This is a genomic window from Piscinibacter sp. PDB1-1 (assembly GCF_056675995.1).
The window spans coordinates 1,495,650-1,514,633 of the sequence record NZ_JBWVZJ010000001.1 but is presented as its reverse complement, the minus strand read 5'-3'; the positions used below and the strand labels follow the sequence as shown (position 1 = coordinate 1,514,633).

Genomic DNA, 18,984 nt, shown 5'->3' with positions numbered 1-18,984 from the left:
TGGGTGGGGGTAGCGCTCAGCGCGCCACGCGGCCGGCGCTTCGGCGCAGCCACTGGGTGGCGCTGCGCCAGCTTCGCTCGGAGGGCTCTGCCGCGGCCACGTCGGCGCGGGGAGCGACGCCAAAGCCCGACGAGTTGCGCGCCCAGACGGCGTCCTGCGGGCCTTCGGGCTCTTCATCGGCAGCCGGCTTGGCCAGCTTGGCGGCGTTCACGAACTGGCGCGCCAGGGCGCCGAGTTCGACATTGCCCGACGCCTGGCACACGTACAGCACCTCGCGCGCCTCGTTCTCGTCGCTCAGCATGGCGGCCACGTTGATCCCTTCGCCCAAGTCGCGCTTGAGCAGAAAGTGGATTCGCGTGGCAATGCGCAGTTGGACGGGGGTGGACACGTGAAACTCCTGGCAGTTCGGGTATCTTCAAACTCTGACCCGGAGCCGCACATCCCTTACCAAAGGGGTCTGTGACTTCAGTCAACGACAGTGAGGAATAAGTCATGGTTCACGCGTCATCCGTTGTGTCATCTGTGTCCTTCCCGAGCCACGTGACGCTGGTCGACGTGGGCCCGCGCGACGGTTTGCAAAACGAGAAGCAGGTCGTCGATGCGGCGCACAAGATCGGCCTGGTGCAGCGCCTGCAGGACGCCGGCCTGCGCGAGATCGAGGTCACCAGCTACGTGAGCCCCAAGTGGGTGCCGCAGATGGCCGACAACACGCAGGTGATGAGCGGCATCTCACGCCGAGCCGGTGTGCGCTACTCGGTGCTCACGCCCAACATGAAAGGCCTGGAGGCCGCACTCGCCGACAAGCCCGACGAGATCGTGGTGTTCGGCGCCGCCACCGAGGCATTCAGCCAGCGCAACATCAACTGCAGCATCGCCGAGAGCTTCGAGCGTTTCGCGCCGGTGGTGGCCGCGGCACATTCGCACGGCATCAAGGTGCGTGGCGCGATCTCGTGTGCGCTCGGTTGCCCCTACCAGGGTGAGGTGAGTGCGGACGAAGTCGAGCACGTGGTGCTGCTGATGAAGCAGATCGGCGTCGATCATTGCGGCGTGGCCGACACCATCGGCGTGGGCACACCGCGCAAGGTGCAGCGCGCGATGGAGCGCGCGTTGAAGCATTACCCGCTGGCCGAGGTGAGCGGGCATTTTCACGACACGTACGGGCAGGCGCTGTCCAACATCTACTCCTGCCTGGAGCTCGGCATCCACACCTTCGACGCGAGTGTGGCCGGCCTTGGCGGCTGCCCCTACGCGAAGGGCGCCACCGGCAACGTGGCGACCGAAGACGTGCTCTTCATGCTCAATGGCTTGGGCATCGAGACGGGCATCGACATCGACAAGCTCGTCGATGCCGGTGCGTACATCTGCGAAGCGATCGGGCGAGCGCCGGCTTCGCGGGTGGGCAAGGCCTTGTTGGCCAAACGCGAGAAGGCAAGCGCATGAGCGATCAATATCTTCTGAACGAGAAGCCTGAAGGATTCCGCCGCGTGACGGCGCTGCTGGCAGAGAAAGGCCACCCGCATGCCCCGCTGTACCTGGAGATCACCGCGCGCACCGCGCAGGAAGCGGCCGATGCGTTGGGCGTGCAGCTCGGCCAGATCGCCAAGAGCGTGATCTTCAAGCGCAAGCACGATGGCGTGGCGGTGCTCGTCGTGACCTCGGGCGACCTGCGTGTCGACGTCGAGAAGGTCGCGGGGCTGACGGGCCCCGTCGGCCGCGCCGATGCGGATTTCGTCAAGGCCGCCACCGGCTTCACGATCGGTGGGGTGTCGCCGGTCGGGCACCTCACGCCGCCCGTCACGCTGATCGACCGCGAACTGCTGCGCTTCGACGAGATCTGGGCGGCCGCCGGTCACCCCAATGGCGTGTTCAAGCTGAGCCCCACGCAACTGCAGGTGCTCACTGGCGCGCCCTTGGCCGACGTGACGCCGGGGGGTGCCTCGTGAGCGATGCCCTGCCACCGACCACGCGCGTGCCCAGCCCTTGCGTCAGCGTGTGCCGCATGGACGACGCCAGCGGCCTGTGCGTGGGCTGCTGGCGTGCCATCGACGAGATCGCGGCCTGGGCCACGCTGAGCGACGATGCAAAGCGCGCGCTGTGGCAGCGCATCGAGCAACGCAAGCAACGCATGCCGGCCCTGGCCGGTACCGGAGCACCCACGCGATGAAGCACCTTCGTTTCAGCTTCGACCCCATCTCGCCTTACGCCTACCTCGCCTTCGAGCGGCTGCCCGATGTGCTCGAGGGCTTGAGCGTCGAAGTGAGCTACCAGCCCGTGCTGCTCGCGGGCCTGCTGCAACACTGGGGCAGCAAGGGGCCGGCCGAGATCGCGCCCAAGCGCGAATGGACCTACCGCCAGATCGGCTGGCTCGCGCAGCGGCATGCGATCCCTTTGCAGATGCCCGCACTGCACCCGTTCAACTCGCTCGCCCTGCTGCGGCTGCTGCTGGCCTGCGCGCCGGCGGGCGGCACGCCCAACCGCTGGGCCTGCGAGCAGGTGCTGCGCCACGTGTGGTGTGGTGGCGGCGCCGATGCGGGCGACGCGCAGCGCCTCGAAGCCCTGGCCCGGACGCTTGCACCGAAGCGCGACCCGGCCGGTGCCGAGGTGAAGGACGACCTCAAGGCCGCTACCGCCCAGGCGGCATCGCTCGGTGTCTTCGGCGTGCCGACGATCGAGGTCGACGGCCGGCTGTTCTGGGGCCTGGACGGCCTCGACATGCTGTCCGATTACCTGCGCAGTGGCGCCTGGTTCGACAGCCCCGCGTGGGACGAAGCGGCACGCATCCCGGTGGGTGCGCAGCGAAAACCCTGATCTCGCAAGCCCTGTAGATCTCGCATCGAGAAATGGAACCACAGGGTTCCCACTGAGTTTGTCAGCGTCGTATCAGCGTCGTGTCAGCACGCGGTCAGAGCCTGCCTTGAAGATGCGCAATCCCTATCAATCGGGTGGGGTCCAATCGAGGAGAGAGCTTCATGGCAACTGCAAGCGCAGCAAGTGCGCCCATGACTGGGGAAGAGAAGAAGGTCATCTTCGCCTCCAGTCTGGGTACGGTGTTCGAGTGGTATGACTTCTATCTGTACGGTTCGTTGGCGCCGATCATCGCCAAGCAGTTCTTCGCGGGCCTGGACCCGACCTCCGCCTTCATCTTCGCGCTGCTCGCGTTTGCAGCCGGCTTCCTGGTGCGCCCGTTCGGCGCGCTGGTGTTCGGCCGCCTGGGCGACATGATCGGCCGCAAGTACACCTTCCTGGTCACCATCCTGATCATGGGTCTGGCGACCTTCATCGTGGGCGTGCTGCCCACCTACGCCACCATCGGCGTGGCCGCACCGGTCATCCTGATCGGCCTGCGCATGCTGCAAGGCCTGGCACTGGGTGGTGAGTACGGTGGTGCCGCCACCTACGTGGCCGAGCATGCGCCTCACGGCAAGCGAGGCGCCTACACGTCGTGGATCCAGACGACCGCGACGCTGGGCCTGTTCCTGTCGCTGCTCGTGATCCTGGGCACCCGCACCGCCATGGGCGAAGAGGCCTTCGGCGACTGGGGCTGGCGCATTCCGTTCCTGGTGTCGATCTTCCTGCTGGGTGTCAGCGTGTGGATCCGACTCTCGATGAACGAATCGCCTGCCTTCAAGAAGATGAAGGAAGAGGGCCGCACCTCCAAGGCGCCGCTGACTGAATCCTTCGGCCAGTGGAAGAACCTGAAGATCGTGATCCTGGCGCTCGTCGGCCTGACCGCCGGCCAGGCCGTGGTCTGGTACACGGGCCAGTTCTATGCGCTGTTCTTCCTGACGCAGGCGCTGAAGGTCGATGCTGCCACCGCGAACATCATGATCGCCATCTCGCTGCTGATCGGCACGCCGTTCTTCATCGTGTTCGGCACGCTGTCGGACAAGATCGGCCGCAAGCCCATCATCATGGCCGGCTGCCTGATCGCCGCACTCACGTACTTCCCGCTGTTCGGCGCGCTGACCAAGGCCGCCAACCCGGATCTGGCTGCGGCGCAAGCCAAGACCCAGGTCGTCGTGACTGCCGATCCGAAGGATTGCTCGTTCCAGGGCAGCCCGATCGCCCGCGAGATCGACTTCAAGAGCTCGTGCGACATCGCGAAGCGTTACCTCGCACAAAGCTCGGTCAGCTACGAGAACAAGCCTGGCACCGGCCCGGCCACCATCTCGGTGGGTGACAAGGTCATCACGTCGCCGGCCGCCACGGTTGCGAACCACAAGTTCGACGAGGCCAGCGCCAAAGCGATCGCTGCGTTCAAGAAGGAAGTCACCGACTCCCTGCGCGCCGCGGGCTACCCGGCCAAGGCCGACCCCGCCAAGGTGGACAAGGTCCTGGTGGTGGCGATCCTGACGCTGCTCGTGATCTACGTGACCATGGTCTACGGCCCGATCGCCGCGATGCTGGTCGAGATGTTCCCGACCCGCATCCGCTACACCTCGATGAGCCTGCCGTATCACATCGGCAACGGCTGGTTCGGCGGCCTGCTGCCGACCACGGCCTTCGCGATCGTGGCGGCCACCGGCAACATGTACAACGGCTTGTGGTACCCGATCATCATCGCGCTGATGACCTTCGTGATCGGTGTGCTGTTCGTCAAGGAAACCAAGGACGTGGACATCTACGCCCGCGACTGACCTCCCAAGGTCAGCCCACGGAGCCCGCTGCGCAGGCGGGCTCCGTTTTTCTTTCAACTCTCGGATAACGGATTACCAGCATGTGGAAGATCGTCGTAGGTTTCGTGGTCGTGGCTGCTCTCACGCTCTGGCTGCTCAGCAAGGGCGGTGACATCGACATGAGCGGTGAGAAGCACGGCATGGACACCTCGCATGCACCGGCCGCCGCTTCGGAGCCGTCTGCCATGCCGGCTTCTGCGGCTGCTTCGTCTGTTGTAGCCCCTGCATCAGCCCCGGCTTCTGCCGCGTCGATGTAATCGCGACGCGCGCCTTTCGGGCGCCGCCGGCCAGTCTCACGACTGAGCCGGCTTTTTTATGTCTGCTTGTTCTGCGTCGGCTTGCAATTGCGCGAGGCATGCCATGCACACGCAACGGTCGTAGTGCTCGCGCAGCAACTGCAAGGTCTGGGGCGCAAGAGCATATTGGCCGCACGCGCAGGGGCCGGGCGCATGGACGCCGCAGTAGAACGTGCCGCCGCAGCGTGGGCAGGCGGCGTTGTCGTCAGGGGTCACAGGTCAATGGGTCAGCGCGTGCGGCGCCGGCGGCCCAACACGCAGGTTGCCAGGGCGAGGCCGCTCAGCCACACCCAGCCCAGCGCGCCGCCGCCCGAATCTTCGCTGCCGCTGCTGGCCAGCGGGGGCGGGGTGCTCCCACCGCCATTGCTGCCGCCGCCACTGCTGGAACCGACCGTGCCGTTGAGCGTCACCGTGCGGGTGAAGCTGTTGGTGCCCTGCATGAGAGAGACCGTCAGAACCTTGCTCTCGCCCGCGGTGCTGGTGGGGCGGTAGGTGACCGAGAAGGTGCAGCCGCCCGAGGGCGTGAGCTGCATGTTGGCCGCGCAGCTCGTGCTGCGCGTGAAGGCCGTGGCACCGGCGGCGAAGTTGATGCCGGTGATGCGCAAATTCTCGGTGGATGTCGTGGAATGCTGGATCGTCAGGTTCTGCGTGACCGACACGCCAGACGCCGAGGCCGCAAACGCCAGCACGTTGCCCGTGGCGAGCTCGGGCGAGGTGACCTTGGGCGTGTCGGCCACGTAGGCGGCGATGTCGGCGATCTGTTCGTTGCTCAGGCCCGAAGGCGGCCTGAACTGGTTCATCGGCGAGACGTTGTTGGTTGCATTCAGGATGCGCGTGTTGGCCACGTCGATGCTGATGTCGGCAAAGGCGCCACCGGGCAGGCCGAGCCGGGTGGCGATGCGCTCGCGGCGGTTGGCGACATCACCGTGGCAGCCCCCGTTGCACGAGGCGGTGAGCTGGCTGTTGCCGGATTCGTCGGGCGTGTTCTCGAACAGCCGCTTGCCTTGCACCGGGTCGCCGCTGACCTGCGCGAAGCCGGGGGCGGCCCACAGCGCCAGGCAGCCGAGTGCGGCGGCGGTGAGCAGCCAGCGGGTGGGAATGCGTTCGAATGGGTTCATGGCAGGGCTGGCGATTGCGCGCGGCGTGCAGGTCAAGCCGCGATTTCATCGCGCCGGGCGCCCGCGCGCGCGCCAGGTTGTTACGCCGTGTGTGACGCAGCGCGCGGCGACGCGTCTGCTTACCACTCAAGCGCTTGTGAACAGTCCTTTGTGTTGTTCGCGCAAAAGGTTCTTCTGCACCTTGCCCATCGTGTTGCGCGGGAGTTCGTTCACCACAAACACGCGCTTGGGTACCTTGAAGTTGGCGATGCGCTGCTTGAGCGCTTGCAGGATCGAGTCGCCATCGAATGCGGCACCGGGGTGAGCGACGACTATCGCCACGCCGGCCTCGCCGAAGTCGGGGTGTGGCACGCCGACCACCGCGCTTTCTGCCACGCCGGGCATCTCGTTGATGAAGCCTTCGATCTCGGCCGGGTAGACGTTGTAGCCGCCGGAGATGATGAGGTCCTTGCTGCGGCCGACGATGGTCACGTAGCCGTCGGCATCCACACGCCCGACGTCACCGGTCTTGAACCAGCCGTCGGCGGTGAACTCTTCCTTCGTCTTCTCGGGCATGCGCCAGTAGCCGGCGAACACGTTCGGGCCTTTCACCTGGATGCCGCCGACTTCACCGGCCGGGCAGGCGGCACCGGCGTCGTCGCGCACGCGCAGGCCCACGCCGGGCAACGGGAAGCCCACCGTGCCGCCGCGCCGTTCTCCGTCTTTCGACTCGTAGGGGTTGGAGGTGAGCATGGCGGTCTCGCTCATGCCGTAGCGTTCGAGGATGGTGTGGCCGGTGCGCTCGCTCCAGGCGTTGAAGGTGTCGATCAAGAGCGGCGCCGAGCCGGCGAGAAAGAGGCGCATGTTCTTGCAGCTTGCACGCGTGAGCCCGCGCTCGGCCAGCATGCGCACATACAGCGTGGGCACGCCCATGAACACGGTTGCCTGCGGCAGCCGCTCGACGACAGCGCGCGGTTCGAACTTGCTGAACCAGATCATCGTCGCGCCGCTGATCAAGGCACCTTGCGCGGCGACGAACAGGCCGTGCACGTGGAACAGCGGCAGCACATGAACCAGCACGTCGTCGCTGCGCCAGCCCCAGTAGCCGTGCAGCATGCGCGCGTTGCTCGCGATGTTGCCGTGCGTGAGCATCGCGCCCTTGCTGCGCCCGGTGGTGCCGCTGGTGTAGAGGATGCAGGCGAGGTCGTCGGCCTGCTTCACGGCCGGCGTGTGCTGGTCGCTATGGTGGGTGGCGCGTTCGAGCAGGCTGCCGCTGCGGTCTTCGTTCAGCGTGAACACATGCGCGCAGCCGGCCTTGAACGCGATCTGGCTGACCCAGCCGAAGTTCTTGCCCGAGCACACCACGACGGCAGGCTCGGCATTGCCGACGAAATACTCGATCTCGGCCGCCTGGTAGGCAGTGTTGAGCGGCAGGTACACGTAGCCGGCGCGCAGCACGGCCAGGTAGAGCATCAGCGCCTCGACCGACTTCTCGGTCTGCACCGCCACGCGGCTGCCCTCCGGCAGGTCGAGCGAGGCGAGCAGGTTGGCCATCATGGCGCTCGCGCGGTCGAGATCGCGCCAGGTGTAAGTGAGCGGCGGGCCGTCGGCACATTCGATGGCGACGCGGTCGAGGTCATGCGGAAAGCCGCCCCGCAGGGCGGCGAAAAGGCTCTGGTTCATCGTGTGTCGGGCAGGAAGTCGGTTGGAGCGGCGTGCAGCTTATTCGAGCGCCGCGCCCGAGCGCTTCACCACCTCGCCCCAGCGCTTGGTTTCGCTGCTGACGAACTTGCCGAAGGCCTCGCCATAGAGATTGGGCGTCTCGGCGCCGAGGCCGTTCCAGCTCTTGCGCAGCTCGTCGGAGTTGAGCGCCTTCTGCATTTCGGTGCGCATTGCATCCACCACCTCCTTCGGCGTGCCCTTGGGTGCCCACAGGCCATACCAGGTGGCCACCTGGTAGGTGGGCACGCCCGCCTCGATGCTGGTGGGCACGTCGGCGAAGCCCGGTGCGCGCTTGTCGGCCGCGACTGCCAGTGCCTTGATGCGCCCGGCCTTGATGTGCCCGGCCGACGAACCGAGTCCGTCGAACATCATGTCGACCTGGCCGGCGATCAGGTCTTGCAGTGCCGGGCCCGCGCCGCGATAGGGGATGTGCGTGATGAAGGTCTTGGTCTGCAGCTTGAACAACTCGCCGGCCAGATGATGCGAGGTGCCGTTGCCTGCCGAGGCGTAGTTGAGTTGGCCCGGGTTCTTGCGCACGTACTCCAGCAGGCCGGCGAGGTCGTTCACAGGCACCTTCTTCGGGTTGACGACGATCACCTGCGGCACGCTCGAAATCAGGCCCACGGGGATGAAGTCGGTCTCCAGGTTGTATTCGAGCTTCGGGTACATCCACGGCGCGATGGTGTGATGCACCGCGCCCATGAAGAAGGTGTAGCCGTCGGGCGCCGACTTCGCCGCCACGGTGGCGCCCACGGTGCCGCCGGCGCCACCCTTGTTGTCGATGATGAACTGCTTGCCCACGTTCCTGGTCATGATCGCCGTGAGCGGCCGGGCGAACGCGTCGGTGCCCCCGCCGGCGGGGAAGGGCACGACGATCGTCACGGGCCGGTTCGGCCAGCCAGGCTCGGCCAGAGCCCAGGGGGCAGCCAGTGCCGTGGCGGCGAGCAGGGTGGACTGGAGCGCACGGCGGCGGGTGGTGGTGTGTTGCATGGTCGGTTGTCTCCGTTGTTGTGGTGTGTCGTCGTTTGGCGTGGACAGGATCAGATGAGGTTGGCGACGGCGCGCGAGTGCGCAACTTCGCCATTCACGAATTGCTCGTGGCTGGCTTCGACCTTGTCGAGGTCGTAGAGGTAATTGACCATCATCCCGAAGGATTGCTTCAAGCCCTTGCGCGAGAGATCGCCGAGCGGGTTGAGCCGCTCCAGCCGCGCACCGTTGTCGAGGTGAAAGCGCGCCACTGCGTCGCCGTGTGCAGTGGGGCTCGCCATCACCAGGTAGGCCGCGCACAGGCGGCTCAGGGCTTCTTGCTGGTCTTCGTCGAGCGACTGGAGTTGCGCGGCGTTGGCCAGCGCCGAGAGATCACCGCCGGTCGCCGTGAGCAGCAGCTCGCGCGCGGCGCCCAGGCGATCGAGCGTGTTCTTGCGCAGCGCGCTCGGCCATGCGGGCTCGGCCTGCAGCCATTTGGCAAAGCCGGGGATCGGCGAGAGCGTGCAGTAGCGGCGGATCTGCGGCAATTCGCGGTGCAGATGTTCGGCCACGCGCTTGATCAGGAAGTTGCCGAGCGACACGCCGCGCAAACCGGGCTGGCAGTTGCTGATCGAGTAGAACGCCGCCACCTTGAACTGGTCGGGCGTGAGCGGTTCGGCGCGCTTGTCGATGAGCGGCGCGATCGCCGCCGGCATCTCGGGCAGCAGGGCCACCTCCACGAAGATGAGCGGCTCGCCGGGCAACTGCGGGTGAAAGAACGCGAAGCAGCGGCGGTCGGGCTGCAGCCGGCGGCGCAGGTCGTCCCAGCCGTCGATCTCGTGCACGGCCTCATGGCGAATGATCTGCTCGAGCAGCTGCGCGGGCGAGTTCCAGTCCACGCGCTGCATCTGCAGGAAGCCGGGGTTGAACCACGACGAGAGCAGGTGCAGGAAGTCGTTCTCCAGCGCACGCAGCTCGGGTTGTGCGTTCAGCCGGCCGAGCAGCTTGCGGCGCATGGCCACGATCTGCGCGGTGCCTCCCGGCGTGCGGTTGATGCGGCGAAGCAGCTCCTGACGCGGCGGCTCGGTGAGGTGGGTCAAGCGGATCAGGTTCTCGGCCGTGGGCTCGTCGGCATAGGCCTGCGCCACAGACAGCACAGCGGCCGGGTCGGGGCTGAAGTCGCGCGAGAGGCGGTCGAAGAAGCCTGCTTGCTGCTCGTCGGGCAGCGTGCTGAAGCGCGCGACGAGCTGGCGTGCAATCACCACGCTGTTGGCTTCGCCGCGCTCGGACAGCAGGCGCCTGCAGTCGATCAGCAGGCTGCGCAGCTGCCTGTCATTGCCCACGCGCCGCGCCGCGGAGCGGAGTTCTTCAAGCATGCTGCTGACCTGCCTTTCCTGGGTTCTGCTCTGGGTTGCCTATGGTTCCCGAAGAGGCTTCCTCATGAGCACGCAAAGCCTTGAGAGCGGCAAGTTGCGCGATCAGGTGGTCGTGCATGAGCCGTTCGGCGCGCTCGGCGTTGCGTTGCTCGATGGCGGTGATCAACGCGCGGTGCTCGCCAATCGACTCGGCAATGCGACCGGGCCAATTGAGCTGCCGCCCGCGCAGCAGCCGCAGGAACTTGCGCAGCTCGTTGGTGGCGCGGTCGAGCCAGCGGTTGCCGGCCAGCGACTGCACGGTGCTGTGGAACGCGTGGTTGGCGCGGTAGTAGCCGTCAACGTCGTTGGCGGCGGCGTGGTGCTCCAGCTCGTCATGCAGGCGGCGCAGCGTGGCAATGCCCTCCGGCGTGGCCTTGCGCACGGCCTCGTAGGCGCAGCGCCCTTCGAGCAGGGCCATCACCGGGAAGAGTTCGTCGGCGTCGTCTTCCGACATCTCGGTCACGCGGCAACCCTGGCGCGGCACCAGTTGCACCAGGCCCTCGGCGGCCAGCACCTTGAGCGCCTCGCGCAGCGGGGTGCGGCTGATCTGCCATTCACCGGCCAGGGCCAGCTCGTCGATCCACTCGCCCGGCACGAGTTGCCGCTCGAACACCATGTGGCGAAGCCGCGAGGCGACTTCTTCGTGCAGCGAGGCCGGGCGCAAGGGGGTGGGTTCGACCATGGGCTGAAGCGCTTGGGCGGGTGGGAGGCGAGGCCACTCTAGACCCCGTAATTCATAATTACAAGAGGGCAAGCGCCGTGATGTCGCCGGGGTTTTCACCGGGTTTGCCACCGCCGCGCGCAGGGCAAGCGCCACCGGCAAGACCCTCTTACAGGCGCCAGATACCTTGTGCCCAGAGTTGAGGGGCCTATGCTTGTGCGGTGCAACAAACTCATCAGCCCATGGCCAACGACAGTTCTGCACCCCTCGAAGACCTGCACGGCACGGTTCTCTACATCGAAGACGTCGAGATGAACCAGATGCTGGTGGAGGCCCAGCTCGCCGCCAGGCTGCCGCACGTGCGGCTCCTCACGGCCGGCACCGGCGCCGAGGGCGTGCAGATGGTGCGTGCCGAGCGGCCGGATCTCGTCCTGCTCGACATGCACCTGCCCGACATGGGTGGGCTGGAGGTGGTGCGTGCCCTGAACGTGGAGATTTCCGAGGGGCTGATGGTGGCGCTGGTAACGGCCGACCACCTCTCCATCGACATCATCAAGGCGATGAGCCTGGGCGCCTACGAATACTGGGTGAAGCCCATCCGCGTCGAGCAACTGGAGCAGGGGGTGCGCCGCGCATTCGCTGCGCAGCGCGCAGGCGGGCCGGCTGCGCGGTCTCAGGGCGGCCGCAGCGCCGCGCACTGAGCGGCCGACAGGTCAGCCGAGGCCGATCAGCAGATCAGCGCAGCAGCGAGGTCTCGAGCCGCGACACCATCTCGATCAGGCGAGGCCGCACTTCGTTCAGCAGGAAGTCCTGCGACAAGTTGAACGACGGGCCACCGCAGTTGATGGCCATGGGCGGCAGGCCGCCGCCGGGCTGGAAGGCGCGGGCGATGCCGTTCACGTCTTTCTGCCAGTCGCCGAAGGAGCAGGTCACGCCCAGGCGGTCGTACTCGTCGAGCGCGTGGTCGATACCGTCGCGGATGTCGGGCCACGCCACTTCATCGAGCTCCTGCACGCGCTCCATGAAGTCTTGCCGTTCGCGCTCGGAAATGGCCGCGAGCCACGCGCGTCCGATGGCCGAGGTGGCTACAGGGATGCGTGAGCCCACATCCAGGCTCAAGGTGAGCGCGGCGGAGCTGCGGCAGTTCTCCACATAGATCATCGAGAGCCGGTCGCGCGTGCCCAGCGACACCATCGAGCGCGACACGTCGGCCAGCTCTTGCATCATCGGGCGGGCGATCTGGCGCACGTCGAGGCGCGCCAGCATCGCGCTGCCCAGCGAGAGCGTGGCCGTGCCCAGGCGGTACTTGCCACTTTCCTCGACCTGGATCAGGTAGCCGAGCTTGGTCAGCGTGGACGTGAGCCGCGACACCGTGCTCTTGGGCAGGCGGCAGCGCTGGGCGATCTCCTGGTTGCCCAGGGCCTTGTCGCCCGAGCGATAGCACGCGAGCACGTCGAGCCCGCGCGCGAGCGCGGTGACGAAGTGGCGGTCTTCCTTCGACTTGGGTGCCGGCCGCGCCGCGGTGGCGTGACGCGCGGCGGCCGCGTGCTTGTTGAGTGCGTTCATCGTCTCCTACCGTCCCTGCGGTGATGCGCAAAGTGGAACATAAATCTGCAATTCGGCATTCGAGACATTCCCCGATTTCACGCACTGTTTTCGTACGCGCGTGCACAAATGCCTGGGAAAACCATGCGGGGAAGCCTCGGTGGAGACCGCAAGTTGACAGCCCAAATGGGGGGATCAACAATCCCGCTCTTGTTTCCGTGTGCGGAATATTGTTCTGCATTGCGGTACGAAATGTCAAGACTTCTAGCGACCCGTCAGGCGTTCCGGGGGCTCGTCGACGTGGTCGTCGAGCCTGGGGCGCCCCCTCCACTCAGAGACTCACCTCAGAGATCGTCATGGACCTGACCTTCACCCCCGACGAACAAGCCTTCCGCGAGGAAGTGCGCGCCTTCCTGCGCGAGAAGCTGCCCGAGGCGCTGCGCCACAAGGTGCTCAACAGCCAACGCCTCACGCGCGATGACCACGTCGCCTGGCAGCGCACGTTGCACGAGCGCGGCTGGGGCGGCCCCGGCTGGCCCAAGGAGCACGGCGGCCCGGGGTGGAACGCGGTGCAGCAGTACATCTTCGAAGAAGAGTGCGCCGCAGCGGGTGCCCCGCGCCTGATTCCCTTCGGCATCAAGATGGTGGCGCCGGTGATCATGGCCTTCGGCTCACCCGAGCAGCAAAAGCGCTTCCTGCCCGACATCAGCAGCGCACGCAAATGGTGGTGCCAGGGCTACTCGGAGCCGGGCGCCGGCTCCGACCTCGCCTCGCTCAAGACGCGCGCCGTGCGCGGGATCGACAAGGACGGCGATCACTTCGTCGTCAACGGCCAGAAGACCTGGACCACGCTCGGCCAGCACGCCGACTGGATCTTCTGCCTGGTGCGCACCGACCCGCAGGCCAAGGCGCAGCGAGGCATCAGCTTCCTGCTCATCGACATGAAGACGCCCGGCATCACTGTGCGCCCGATCATCACGCTCGACGGCGCGCACGAGGTGAACGAGGTCTGGTTCGAAGACGTGCGCGTGCCGGCCGAGAACCTCATCGGCGAAGAGAACAAGGGCTGGACGTATGCCAAGTTCCTGCTCGGCCACGAGCGAAGCAACATCGCCGGCATCGGCATCAGCAAGCGCGAGATCGAGCGCGTGAAGCGCGTGGCCGCCGCCGAGCAGAAGAACGGCCGACCGCTGCTCGAAGACGCGCTGTTCTCCGCACGCATCGCGCAGGTCGAGGTCGACCTGCTGGCGCTGGAGATGACCAACCTGCGCGTCTTGTCGGACGAAGCCAACGAGAAGGCCCCCGGCCCGGCGGCATCAATCCTCAAGATCAAGGGCACCGAGATCCAGCAGGCGATCACCGAGCTGCTGGTGGCGGCGGTTGGCCCGTACGCGCTGCCCTACAAGGAAGAAACGGCGAGCGACCAAGAGGGCGACATCGGCCCGCGCTACGCCGCCGGACTCGGCGCGCACTACTGCAACATGCGCAAGCTGTCGATCTTCGGCGGCTCCAACGAGATCCAGAAGAACATCATCTCCCAGCAGTTGCTGGGCCTTTGATCAGCGAGACGAACGACATGGACTTCTCCTTCAGCGAAGAGCAGCAACAACTGCAAGACGCCATCACCCGCTTCGTGCAGGGCGACTACAGCTTCGAGCGCCGCAACAAGATCCTGAAGAGCCCCGAAGGCTGGAGCCGCGAGGCCTGGCAGGGGCTGGCCGATCTGGGTGTGTTGGCGATGAACATCCCCGAGGCCGACGGCGGCCTGGGCTACGGCCCGATCGAGACCCTGCTTGCCCTGCAGTCGGCCGGCCCCGCGCTGCTGTGCGAGCCGTTGCTCGAGAGCGCCGTGGTGGCCACCGCGCTGGTGCGCGACTTCGCCACACCCGAGCAGCGCGCCGAGCTGCTGCCGGCCCTGGGTTCGGGTAAGCGCATCCTCGTGCTTGCGCACACCGAAGCGGCCGGGCGTGGCCTGCCGGTGTGGGTTGAGGCCAGTGCCAGGCAGGCCGGCGACGGCTACGTGCTCAACGGCCACAAGGCTATGGTGACGCTCGCTCCCGCGGCCGACGAACTGCTGGTCTCGGCACGCCTGAGCGGCCAGCCCGCCGATGCCGAAGGGGTGGCCGTGTTCCGCGTGCCCAAGGGCGCTGCCGGGCTGAGCCTGCGGGAGGTCAAGACGCTCGACGGCCACCGCGCCGCCGACGTGTTGCTCAACGACGTGAAGCTCCCGGCCGGCGCCCTGCTCGGTGCGCCCACCGCGAACGCCGCGTCTGCGATCGATCGCGCGCTCGACATCGGCCTGGCCGCACTCTGCGCGGAGGCGCTGGGCGTGATGGAAGCCACCGTTAACGCGACCATCGAGTACCTCAAGACGCGCCAGCAGTTCGGCCAGCCCATCGGCCGATTCCAGGCCCTGCAGCACCGCACGGCCGACATGCTGCTTCACCTTGAGCAGTCGCGCTCGATGGCCTACCTGGCTGCGATGAACTGCCAGCTGGCCGACGACACCCAGCGCCTGAAGACGCTCTCGGCCGCCAAGGTGGTGGTCGGCAATGCCTGCCGCTTCATCAGCCAGCAGGCCGTGCAGCTGCACGGCGGCATGGGCATGACCGAAGAGCTCAACGTCAGCCACTTCTTCAAGCGGCTGATGGCGATCGAGCTCAGCTTCGGGGACACTGACACCCACCTTCAGCGATTCGCTGCGCTTACCCAGCGCGACATCCCGCTCGCTGCCTGAACACATTTCGGAGACAGACCATGGCCAACAAAGCCGCCTTCCAGTGGGACGACCCCCTGCTGCTCGACCAGCAACTCACCAGCGACGAGCGCGCGATCCGCGACGCCGCCCACGCGTATGCCCAAGGCCGGCTCGCACCGCGCGTGCTCGAGGCCTTCCGCCACGAGAAGACCGACCCGGCGATCTTTCGCGAGATGGGTGAACTGGGTCTCTTGGGCCCGACCATCCCCGAGCAGTACGGCGGCGCCGGCCTCAACTACGTGAGCTACGGCTTGATCGCGCGCGAAGTCGAGCGCGTCGACTCCGGCTACCGCTCGATGATGAGCGTGCAGTCGTCGCTCGTGATGGTGCCCATCAACGAGTTCGGCAACGAAGCGACCAAGCAGAAGTACCTGCCCAAGCTCGCCACCGGCGAATGGATCGGCTGCTTCGGCCTGACCGAGCCCGACCACGGCTCCGACCCCGGCAGCATGGTCACGCGCGCCAAGAAGGTGGCCGGCGGCTACAGCCTCACCGGCGCCAAGATGTGGATCAGCAACAGCCCCATCGCCGACGTGTTCGTGGTCTGGGCCAAGGACGATGAAGGCGCGATCCGCGGCTTCGTGCTGGAGAAGGGTGCCAAGGGCCTCTCGGCCCCCGCGGTGCACGGCAAGGTCGGCCTGCGCGCCAGCATCACCGGCGAGATCGTGCTCGACAACGTGTTCTGCCCCGAGGAGAACGCCTTCCCCGAGGTACGTGGCCTGAAGGGTCCGTTCACCTGCCTCAACAGCGCGCGCTACGGCATCGCCTGGGGCGCGCTCGGCGCGGCCGAAGACTGCTGGCACCGTGCGCGCCAGTACGTGCTCGACCGCAAGCAGTTCGGTCGCCCGCTCGCCGCCAACCAGCTGATCCAGAAGAAGCTGGCCGACATGCAGACCGAGATCACGCTCGGCCTTCAAGGCTGCCTGCGCCTGGGCCGCATGAAGGACGAAGGCACGGCCGCGGTGGAGATCACCTCCATCATGAAGCGCAATTCCTGCGGCAAGGCGCTGGACATCGCCCGCCTGGCGCGCGACATGATGGGCGGCAACGGCATCAGCGACGAGTTCGGCGTGGCGCGTCACCTGGTCAACCTCGAGGTGGTGAACACCTACGAGGGAACGCACGACGTGCACGCGCTGATCCTCGGCCGCGCGCAGACGGGCATCGCCGCGTTCGCGAACTGAGCCCGCGCTACTTCATGCCCAGCTGGCTGGCGGCCGCTGGTGCATCCGGCACGTTGCCCAGCGCCTTGTTCACCGCCACGTAGCGCCCGCCCAGGCGCCCCTGGCTGCTCACCAGGTCGCGGCGCGCCTGCAGGTAGCTGCGCTGGCTGTCGAGCACGGCGGTGTAGTCCACCGTGCCGCCGTCGTAGCGCGCCTGGGCCAGCTCGTAGGCGCTGCGGGCATGGCGCATGCGGCCTTCGAGCAGGCTGGCCTGCTGCTGTTCGGCGGCATAGCCGCTCAAGGCATCGTCGATCTCCTGCCAGGCCTTGAGCACGGTGCGCTGGAAGTTGATCGCCGCTTCCTTCTGCTGCAGCTCGCGCAACTGCACCACGCTCCGGCGCCGGCCGTGATCGAAGAGGGGCAGGTCGAAGCTGGGGCTGAGCGACCAGGTGTTGGCGGCCGCGGTCGCGAACTCGCTCTCGCGGTACGACTCGTAGCCGAAGCGCGCACCGATGCGCACGCTGGGGTAGAGCTCGGCGGTGGCGATGCCGATGCTCGCGGTGGCCCGGCGCAACGCGGCTTCCGCCGCCTGGATGTCGGGCCGGCGCGTGGTGACTTCGGCGGGCAGCCCCAGGCTCAGGTCGGGCAGCTCGGGTGCGGCCTCGGCGGTCGCCGTGTCGGCCGGCGCTGCCAGCAGTTCGCGCAAGTCGCCGGGGCGCGCGCCCAGCAGCAAAGCGATCTGGTTGGCGGCAACCGACTCCTGCGCCAGCAGGGCCGGCAGCTGCGCCTTCACGCCATCGAGCTCGCCGCTCTGCCGATCCAGGTCGAAGTGATCCAGCGTGCCGGCGTCGACCTTGGCCTTCAGCAAGCCCTGCCGGTCGGCGATGGCGGCGATGTCTTCACGCAGCAACCGGATCTGGCGTTGCGTGGTGCGCAGCTCGAGGTAGTGGCGCGCGACCTCGCTGCTCACGCTCAGTTGCGCCAGGCGCAGCAGGGCGGCCTGGTTGGCGATGTCCGCATCGGCCGCTTCGATGGAACGACCCACGCGTCCCCACAGGTCGAGCTCCCACGAGGCATCGAAGCCGAGCTGGTACACGGTGTAGGGCGCCGAGAGGATGTCGATCAGCGGTTGGCGGTTGGGGGTGATGGCGTCGATGAGCCGCGTGCCGGGGCCCCACTCGCTGTCGGCGCGGCGTGACACGCCGCCATTGGCGTTGAGTTGCGGCCCACGCTGCGCCTCGGTGGTGGCCCGCTGCACGCGCGATTGCGCGAAGCGCAGTGCGGCGGTGGCGAGGTCAGGGCTCGCGCGCAGGGCGCGCTGCTCGAGCTGGTCGAGCACGGGGTCGTTGAACGGGCTCCACCATGGCGTCGGCAGCGCCGAGGCGCTCGAGACCGGTGCATTCAAGCTCGGATCGCTGCTTCGCCAAGCCGCCCAGTCATTCGGGCTCTCGGGAGTCGGCTTCTCGAAGTTGGGGCCGACCGCGCAGCCGGCCAGCAGCAACACGGCGAGGGCCACGGGCGGCCCATGGAGGAAGCGGGTCTTCATCGGGGGCTCCTCTCAGGAAAGACGATTGCGGAACAGCCACGCGGCCAGCGGCAGCGTCACGGCTGCGATCGCCAGCATGGGCACGAAGTTGAAGGCCACCTCGTTCAGCGTGGCGCCTTCGAGGTAGACACGCCGCACCAGGTCCATGCCGAAGCGCAGCGGGTTGGCGTAGGTGGCCACCTGCAGGACCCACGGCATGTTGCGCACCGGCGTGAGCAGGCCCGACAGCAGCATCAGCGGCATGATCAGCAGGAAGGTGTAGAGCATGGCCTGCTGCATGTTGAGCGACAGCGCCGAGATCGAAAGCCCGACGCCCACCGAGGCGCCGGTGAAGACGACCAGCCCCAGGTACATCACCCCCACCGACCCGCTCATCGGGATCTCGAACCAGAAGCGGATGATGAGGAAGATGATGGTCGACTGGACCAACCCGACCAGCATGGCCGGCAAGGCCTTGCCGACCAGGATCTGCATCGGTGTCAGCGGCGTGACGAGGAGCTGGTCGAAGGTCCCCTGCTCGCGCTCTCTCGCCACCGACAGGGCGGCCAGCAGGAGGGTCTGCAGCATGCTCAGCGCGGCGATGAGCCCTGGCATCAGGTTCCAGCGCGATTCGAGGTTGGGGTTGTAGAGCGCACGCCGCTCCAGCGTGATGGGGCTTCGCAGGCCGATGGACTGGTTGTAGTCGCCGACGATGGCGCCCACGTAGGCGGATGCGGCAGCGGCGGTGGAGGAGTTGCGCCCGTCGAGGATCACCTGCAGCGGCGCCGGTTGGCCGGAGGCCAGCCGCGATTCGAAGTCGGCCGGGATGCCGAGCACCAGCAGCGCGCCGTCGCGCTCGACGGCGTCGGGGATCTGCTGTGGCGACTGCAGGTCGGCGCGGCGCTCGAAGACGCCGGTGCCGTCCAGGCGCGCCAGCAGCTCGGTCGAAGCCCGGCTGCGGCTCTGGTCGAGCACGGCATAGGGCACGTGGCTGAGATCGAAGCTCGCCGCGTAGCCGAAGAGCAGCGACTGCACCAGCGCCGGCGCCAGCAGGATCGCGCGGCTCGATGGGTCCTTGAGCATGCTCAGCAGTTCCTTGCGGCACAGGAAGGCGATGCGCAGCAGGGTGGCGATCAGGTTCGACATCGGCGTCTCGTTGT

The 18,984-nt window shown here is 67.1% G+C and carries 20 protein-coding genes; 10 read left to right on the top strand and 10 right to left on the bottom strand.

All coding sequences use genetic code 11. The annotated features are described in order from the left end of the window. Nucleotides 1–16: 16 nt before the first annotated feature. Nucleotides 17–388 carry a hypothetical protein gene (locus AC1KAR_RS06940; protein ID WP_480315862.1) on the bottom strand — a complete coding sequence of 124 codons (372 nt, stop codon included), beginning with the start codon at nucleotides 386–388 and terminating at the stop codon, nucleotides 17–19. Nucleotides 389–492: 104 nt separating this feature from the next. Here AC1KAR_RS06940 and AC1KAR_RS06935 point away from each other — a divergent pair, with 104 nt between their 5' ends. The 6 genes from AC1KAR_RS06935 to AC1KAR_RS06910 all read left to right on the top strand — a co-directional run bounded on the left by AC1KAR_RS06935 (nucleotide 493) and on the right by AC1KAR_RS06910 (nucleotide 4,933). Next, entirely contained in the window at nucleotides 493–1,440 is a 948-nt protein-coding gene (locus tag AC1KAR_RS06935; protein ID WP_480315860.1) for a hydroxymethylglutaryl-CoA lyase, read from the top strand. Next, a complete protein-coding gene (locus AC1KAR_RS06930) occupies nucleotides 1,437–1,943 on the top strand; it encodes a YbaK/EbsC family protein (RefSeq protein ID WP_480315858.1) in 507 nt (168 codons plus the stop codon). Before AC1KAR_RS06935 ends, AC1KAR_RS06930 begins: the two co-directional genes overlap by 4 nt. Further along, on the top strand, nucleotides 1,940–2,164 hold the full coding sequence (locus AC1KAR_RS06925; RefSeq protein WP_480315856.1) for a DUF1289 domain-containing protein: 225 nt from the start codon (nucleotides 1,940–1,942) through the stop codon (nucleotides 2,162–2,164). Before AC1KAR_RS06930 ends, AC1KAR_RS06925 begins: the two co-directional genes overlap by 4 nt. Next, a complete protein-coding gene (locus AC1KAR_RS06920) occupies nucleotides 2,161–2,808 on the top strand; it encodes a DsbA family protein (RefSeq protein ID WP_480315855.1) in 648 nt (215 codons plus the stop codon). The genes AC1KAR_RS06925 and AC1KAR_RS06920 overlap by 4 nt, the downstream gene beginning before the upstream one ends. A gap of 161 nt (nucleotides 2,809–2,969) precedes the next feature. After that, entirely contained in the window at nucleotides 2,970–4,637 is a 1,668-nt protein-coding gene (locus tag AC1KAR_RS06915; RefSeq protein ID WP_480315853.1) for an MFS transporter, read from the top strand. A gap of 80 nt (nucleotides 4,638–4,717) precedes the next feature. Then, entirely contained in the window at nucleotides 4,718–4,933 is a 216-nt protein-coding gene (locus AC1KAR_RS06910) for a hypothetical protein (protein WP_480315851.1), read from the top strand. Between the two features lie 36 nt (nucleotides 4,934–4,969). Here AC1KAR_RS06910 and AC1KAR_RS06905 read toward each other — a convergent pair whose 3' ends face one another. The 6 genes from AC1KAR_RS06905 to AC1KAR_RS06880 form a co-directional block, all read right to left on the bottom strand. Next, entirely contained in the window at nucleotides 4,970–5,188 is a 219-nt protein-coding gene (locus AC1KAR_RS06905; RefSeq protein ID WP_480315849.1) for a cysteine-rich CWC family protein, read from the bottom strand. Nucleotides 5,189–5,199: 11 nt separating this feature from the next. Beyond that, a complete protein-coding gene (locus tag AC1KAR_RS06900) occupies nucleotides 5,200–6,090 on the bottom strand; it encodes a hypothetical protein (RefSeq protein WP_480315847.1) in 891 nt (296 codons plus the stop codon). A gap of 126 nt (nucleotides 6,091–6,216) precedes the next feature. Then, nucleotides 6,217–7,752 (bottom strand): malonate--CoA ligase, encoded by a 1,536-nt coding sequence (locus AC1KAR_RS06895; RefSeq protein WP_480315845.1) that lies wholly within the window; start codon nucleotides 7,750–7,752, stop codon nucleotides 6,217–6,219. Nucleotides 7,753–7,791: 39 nt separating this feature from the next. After that, nucleotides 7,792–8,781 (bottom strand): Bug family tripartite tricarboxylate transporter substrate binding protein, encoded by a 990-nt coding sequence (locus tag AC1KAR_RS06890; protein WP_480315843.1) that lies wholly within the window; start codon nucleotides 8,779–8,781, stop codon nucleotides 7,792–7,794. Nucleotides 8,782–8,831: 50 nt separating this feature from the next. Next, a complete protein-coding gene (locus tag AC1KAR_RS06885; protein ID WP_480315841.1) occupies nucleotides 8,832–10,133 on the bottom strand; it encodes a malonyl-CoA decarboxylase in 1,302 nt (433 codons plus the stop codon). Then, nucleotides 10,126–10,854 carry a GntR family transcriptional regulator gene (locus AC1KAR_RS06880; RefSeq protein ID WP_480315839.1) on the bottom strand — a complete coding sequence of 243 codons (729 nt, stop codon included), beginning with the start codon at nucleotides 10,852–10,854 and terminating at the stop codon, nucleotides 10,126–10,128. The genes AC1KAR_RS06885 and AC1KAR_RS06880 overlap by 8 nt, the downstream gene beginning before the upstream one ends. Nucleotides 10,855–11,075: 221 nt before the next feature. Here AC1KAR_RS06880 and AC1KAR_RS06875 point away from each other — a divergent pair, with 221 nt between their 5' ends. Beyond that, nucleotides 11,076–11,534, top strand: a complete 459-nt coding sequence (locus tag AC1KAR_RS06875) for a response regulator (protein WP_480315837.1) — start codon at nucleotides 11,076–11,078, stop codon at nucleotides 11,532–11,534. 34 nt (nucleotides 11,535–11,568) lie between these two features. On the opposite strand, the gene AC1KAR_RS06870 is transcribed toward AC1KAR_RS06875, so the two are convergent. Next, a complete protein-coding gene (locus tag AC1KAR_RS06870; RefSeq protein ID WP_480315835.1) occupies nucleotides 11,569–12,399 on the bottom strand; it encodes an IclR family transcriptional regulator in 831 nt (276 codons plus the stop codon). 335 nt (nucleotides 12,400–12,734) lie between these two features. On the opposite strand from AC1KAR_RS06870, the gene AC1KAR_RS06865 reads away from it, so the two are divergent. From AC1KAR_RS06865 to AC1KAR_RS06855, 3 genes are read left to right on the top strand one after another with little or no spacing between them, the layout of a single operon-like run. After that, the gene (locus AC1KAR_RS06865; protein WP_480315833.1) at nucleotides 12,735–13,937 is read left to right on the top strand and encodes an acyl-CoA dehydrogenase family protein; all 1,203 of its coding nucleotides are present in this window, start codon (nucleotides 12,735–12,737) and stop codon (nucleotides 13,935–13,937) included. A 17-nt stretch (nucleotides 13,938–13,954) separates the two neighbouring features. Further along, entirely contained in the window at nucleotides 13,955–15,115 is a 1,161-nt protein-coding gene (locus tag AC1KAR_RS06860; protein WP_480315831.1) for an acyl-CoA dehydrogenase family protein, read from the top strand. Nucleotides 15,116–15,135: 20 nt separating this feature from the next. Beyond that, complete coding sequence (locus tag AC1KAR_RS06855) at nucleotides 15,136–16,320, top strand: acyl-CoA dehydrogenase (protein WP_480315829.1); 1,185 nt, start codon at nucleotides 15,136–15,138, stop codon at nucleotides 16,318–16,320. Between the two features lie 7 nt (nucleotides 16,321–16,327). Here the strand turns inward: AC1KAR_RS06855 and AC1KAR_RS06850 are convergent, their stop codons facing one another. Together AC1KAR_RS06850 and AC1KAR_RS06845 are read right to left on the bottom strand one after the other, a co-directional pair. Beyond that, a complete protein-coding gene (locus AC1KAR_RS06850) occupies nucleotides 16,328–17,845 on the bottom strand; it encodes an efflux transporter outer membrane subunit (RefSeq protein ID WP_480315827.1) in 1,518 nt (505 codons plus the stop codon). Nucleotides 17,846–17,857: 12 nt separating this feature from the next. After that, nucleotides 17,858–18,970, bottom strand: a complete 1,113-nt coding sequence (locus AC1KAR_RS06845) for an ABC transporter permease (protein WP_480315825.1) — start codon at nucleotides 18,968–18,970, stop codon at nucleotides 17,858–17,860. Between the last annotated feature and the right edge of the window lie 14 nt (nucleotides 18,971–18,984).

Coding starts and splice junctions, on each gene's coding strand:
- AC1KAR_RS06910 (WP_480315851.1), top strand. CDS start 4,718: ATGTGGAAGATCGTCGTAGGTTTCGTGGTCGTGGCTGCTCTCACGCTC.
- AC1KAR_RS06845 (WP_480315825.1), bottom strand. CDS start 18,970: ATGTCGAACCTGATCGCCACCCTGCTGCGCATCGCCTTCCTGTGCCGC.
- AC1KAR_RS06900 (WP_480315847.1), bottom strand. CDS start 6,090: ATGAACCCATTCGAACGCATTCCCACCCGCTGGCTGCTCACCGCCGCC.
- AC1KAR_RS06860 (WP_480315831.1), top strand. CDS start 13,955: ATGGACTTCTCCTTCAGCGAAGAGCAGCAACAACTGCAAGACGCCATC.
- AC1KAR_RS06885 (WP_480315841.1), bottom strand. CDS start 10,133: ATGCTTGAAGAACTCCGCTCCGCGGCGCGGCGCGTGGGCAATGACAGG.
- AC1KAR_RS06865 (WP_480315833.1), top strand. CDS start 12,735: ATGGACCTGACCTTCACCCCCGACGAACAAGCCTTCCGCGAGGAAGTG.
- AC1KAR_RS06930 (WP_480315858.1), top strand. CDS start 1,437: ATGAGCGATCAATATCTTCTGAACGAGAAGCCTGAAGGATTCCGCCGC.
- AC1KAR_RS06890 (WP_480315843.1), bottom strand. CDS start 8,781: ATGCAACACACCACCACCCGCCGCCGTGCGCTCCAGTCCACCCTGCTC.
- AC1KAR_RS06855 (WP_480315829.1), top strand. CDS start 15,136: ATGGCCAACAAAGCCGCCTTCCAGTGGGACGACCCCCTGCTGCTCGAC.
- AC1KAR_RS06870 (WP_480315835.1), bottom strand. CDS start 12,399: ATGAACGCACTCAACAAGCACGCGGCCGCCGCGCGTCACGCCACCGCG.
- AC1KAR_RS06920 (WP_480315855.1), top strand. CDS start 2,161: ATGAAGCACCTTCGTTTCAGCTTCGACCCCATCTCGCCTTACGCCTAC.
- AC1KAR_RS06850 (WP_480315827.1), bottom strand. CDS start 17,845: ATGAAGACCCGCTTCCTCCATGGGCCGCCCGTGGCCCTCGCCGTGTTG.
- AC1KAR_RS06880 (WP_480315839.1), bottom strand. CDS start 10,854: ATGGTCGAACCCACCCCCTTGCGCCCGGCCTCGCTGCACGAAGAAGTC.
- AC1KAR_RS06915 (WP_480315853.1), top strand. CDS start 2,970: ATGGCAACTGCAAGCGCAGCAAGTGCGCCCATGACTGGGGAAGAGAAG.
- AC1KAR_RS06875 (WP_480315837.1), top strand. CDS start 11,076: ATGGCCAACGACAGTTCTGCACCCCTCGAAGACCTGCACGGCACGGTT.
- AC1KAR_RS06935 (WP_480315860.1), top strand. CDS start 493: ATGGTTCACGCGTCATCCGTTGTGTCATCTGTGTCCTTCCCGAGCCAC.
- AC1KAR_RS06895 (WP_480315845.1), bottom strand. CDS start 7,752: ATGAACCAGAGCCTTTTCGCCGCCCTGCGGGGCGGCTTTCCGCATGAC.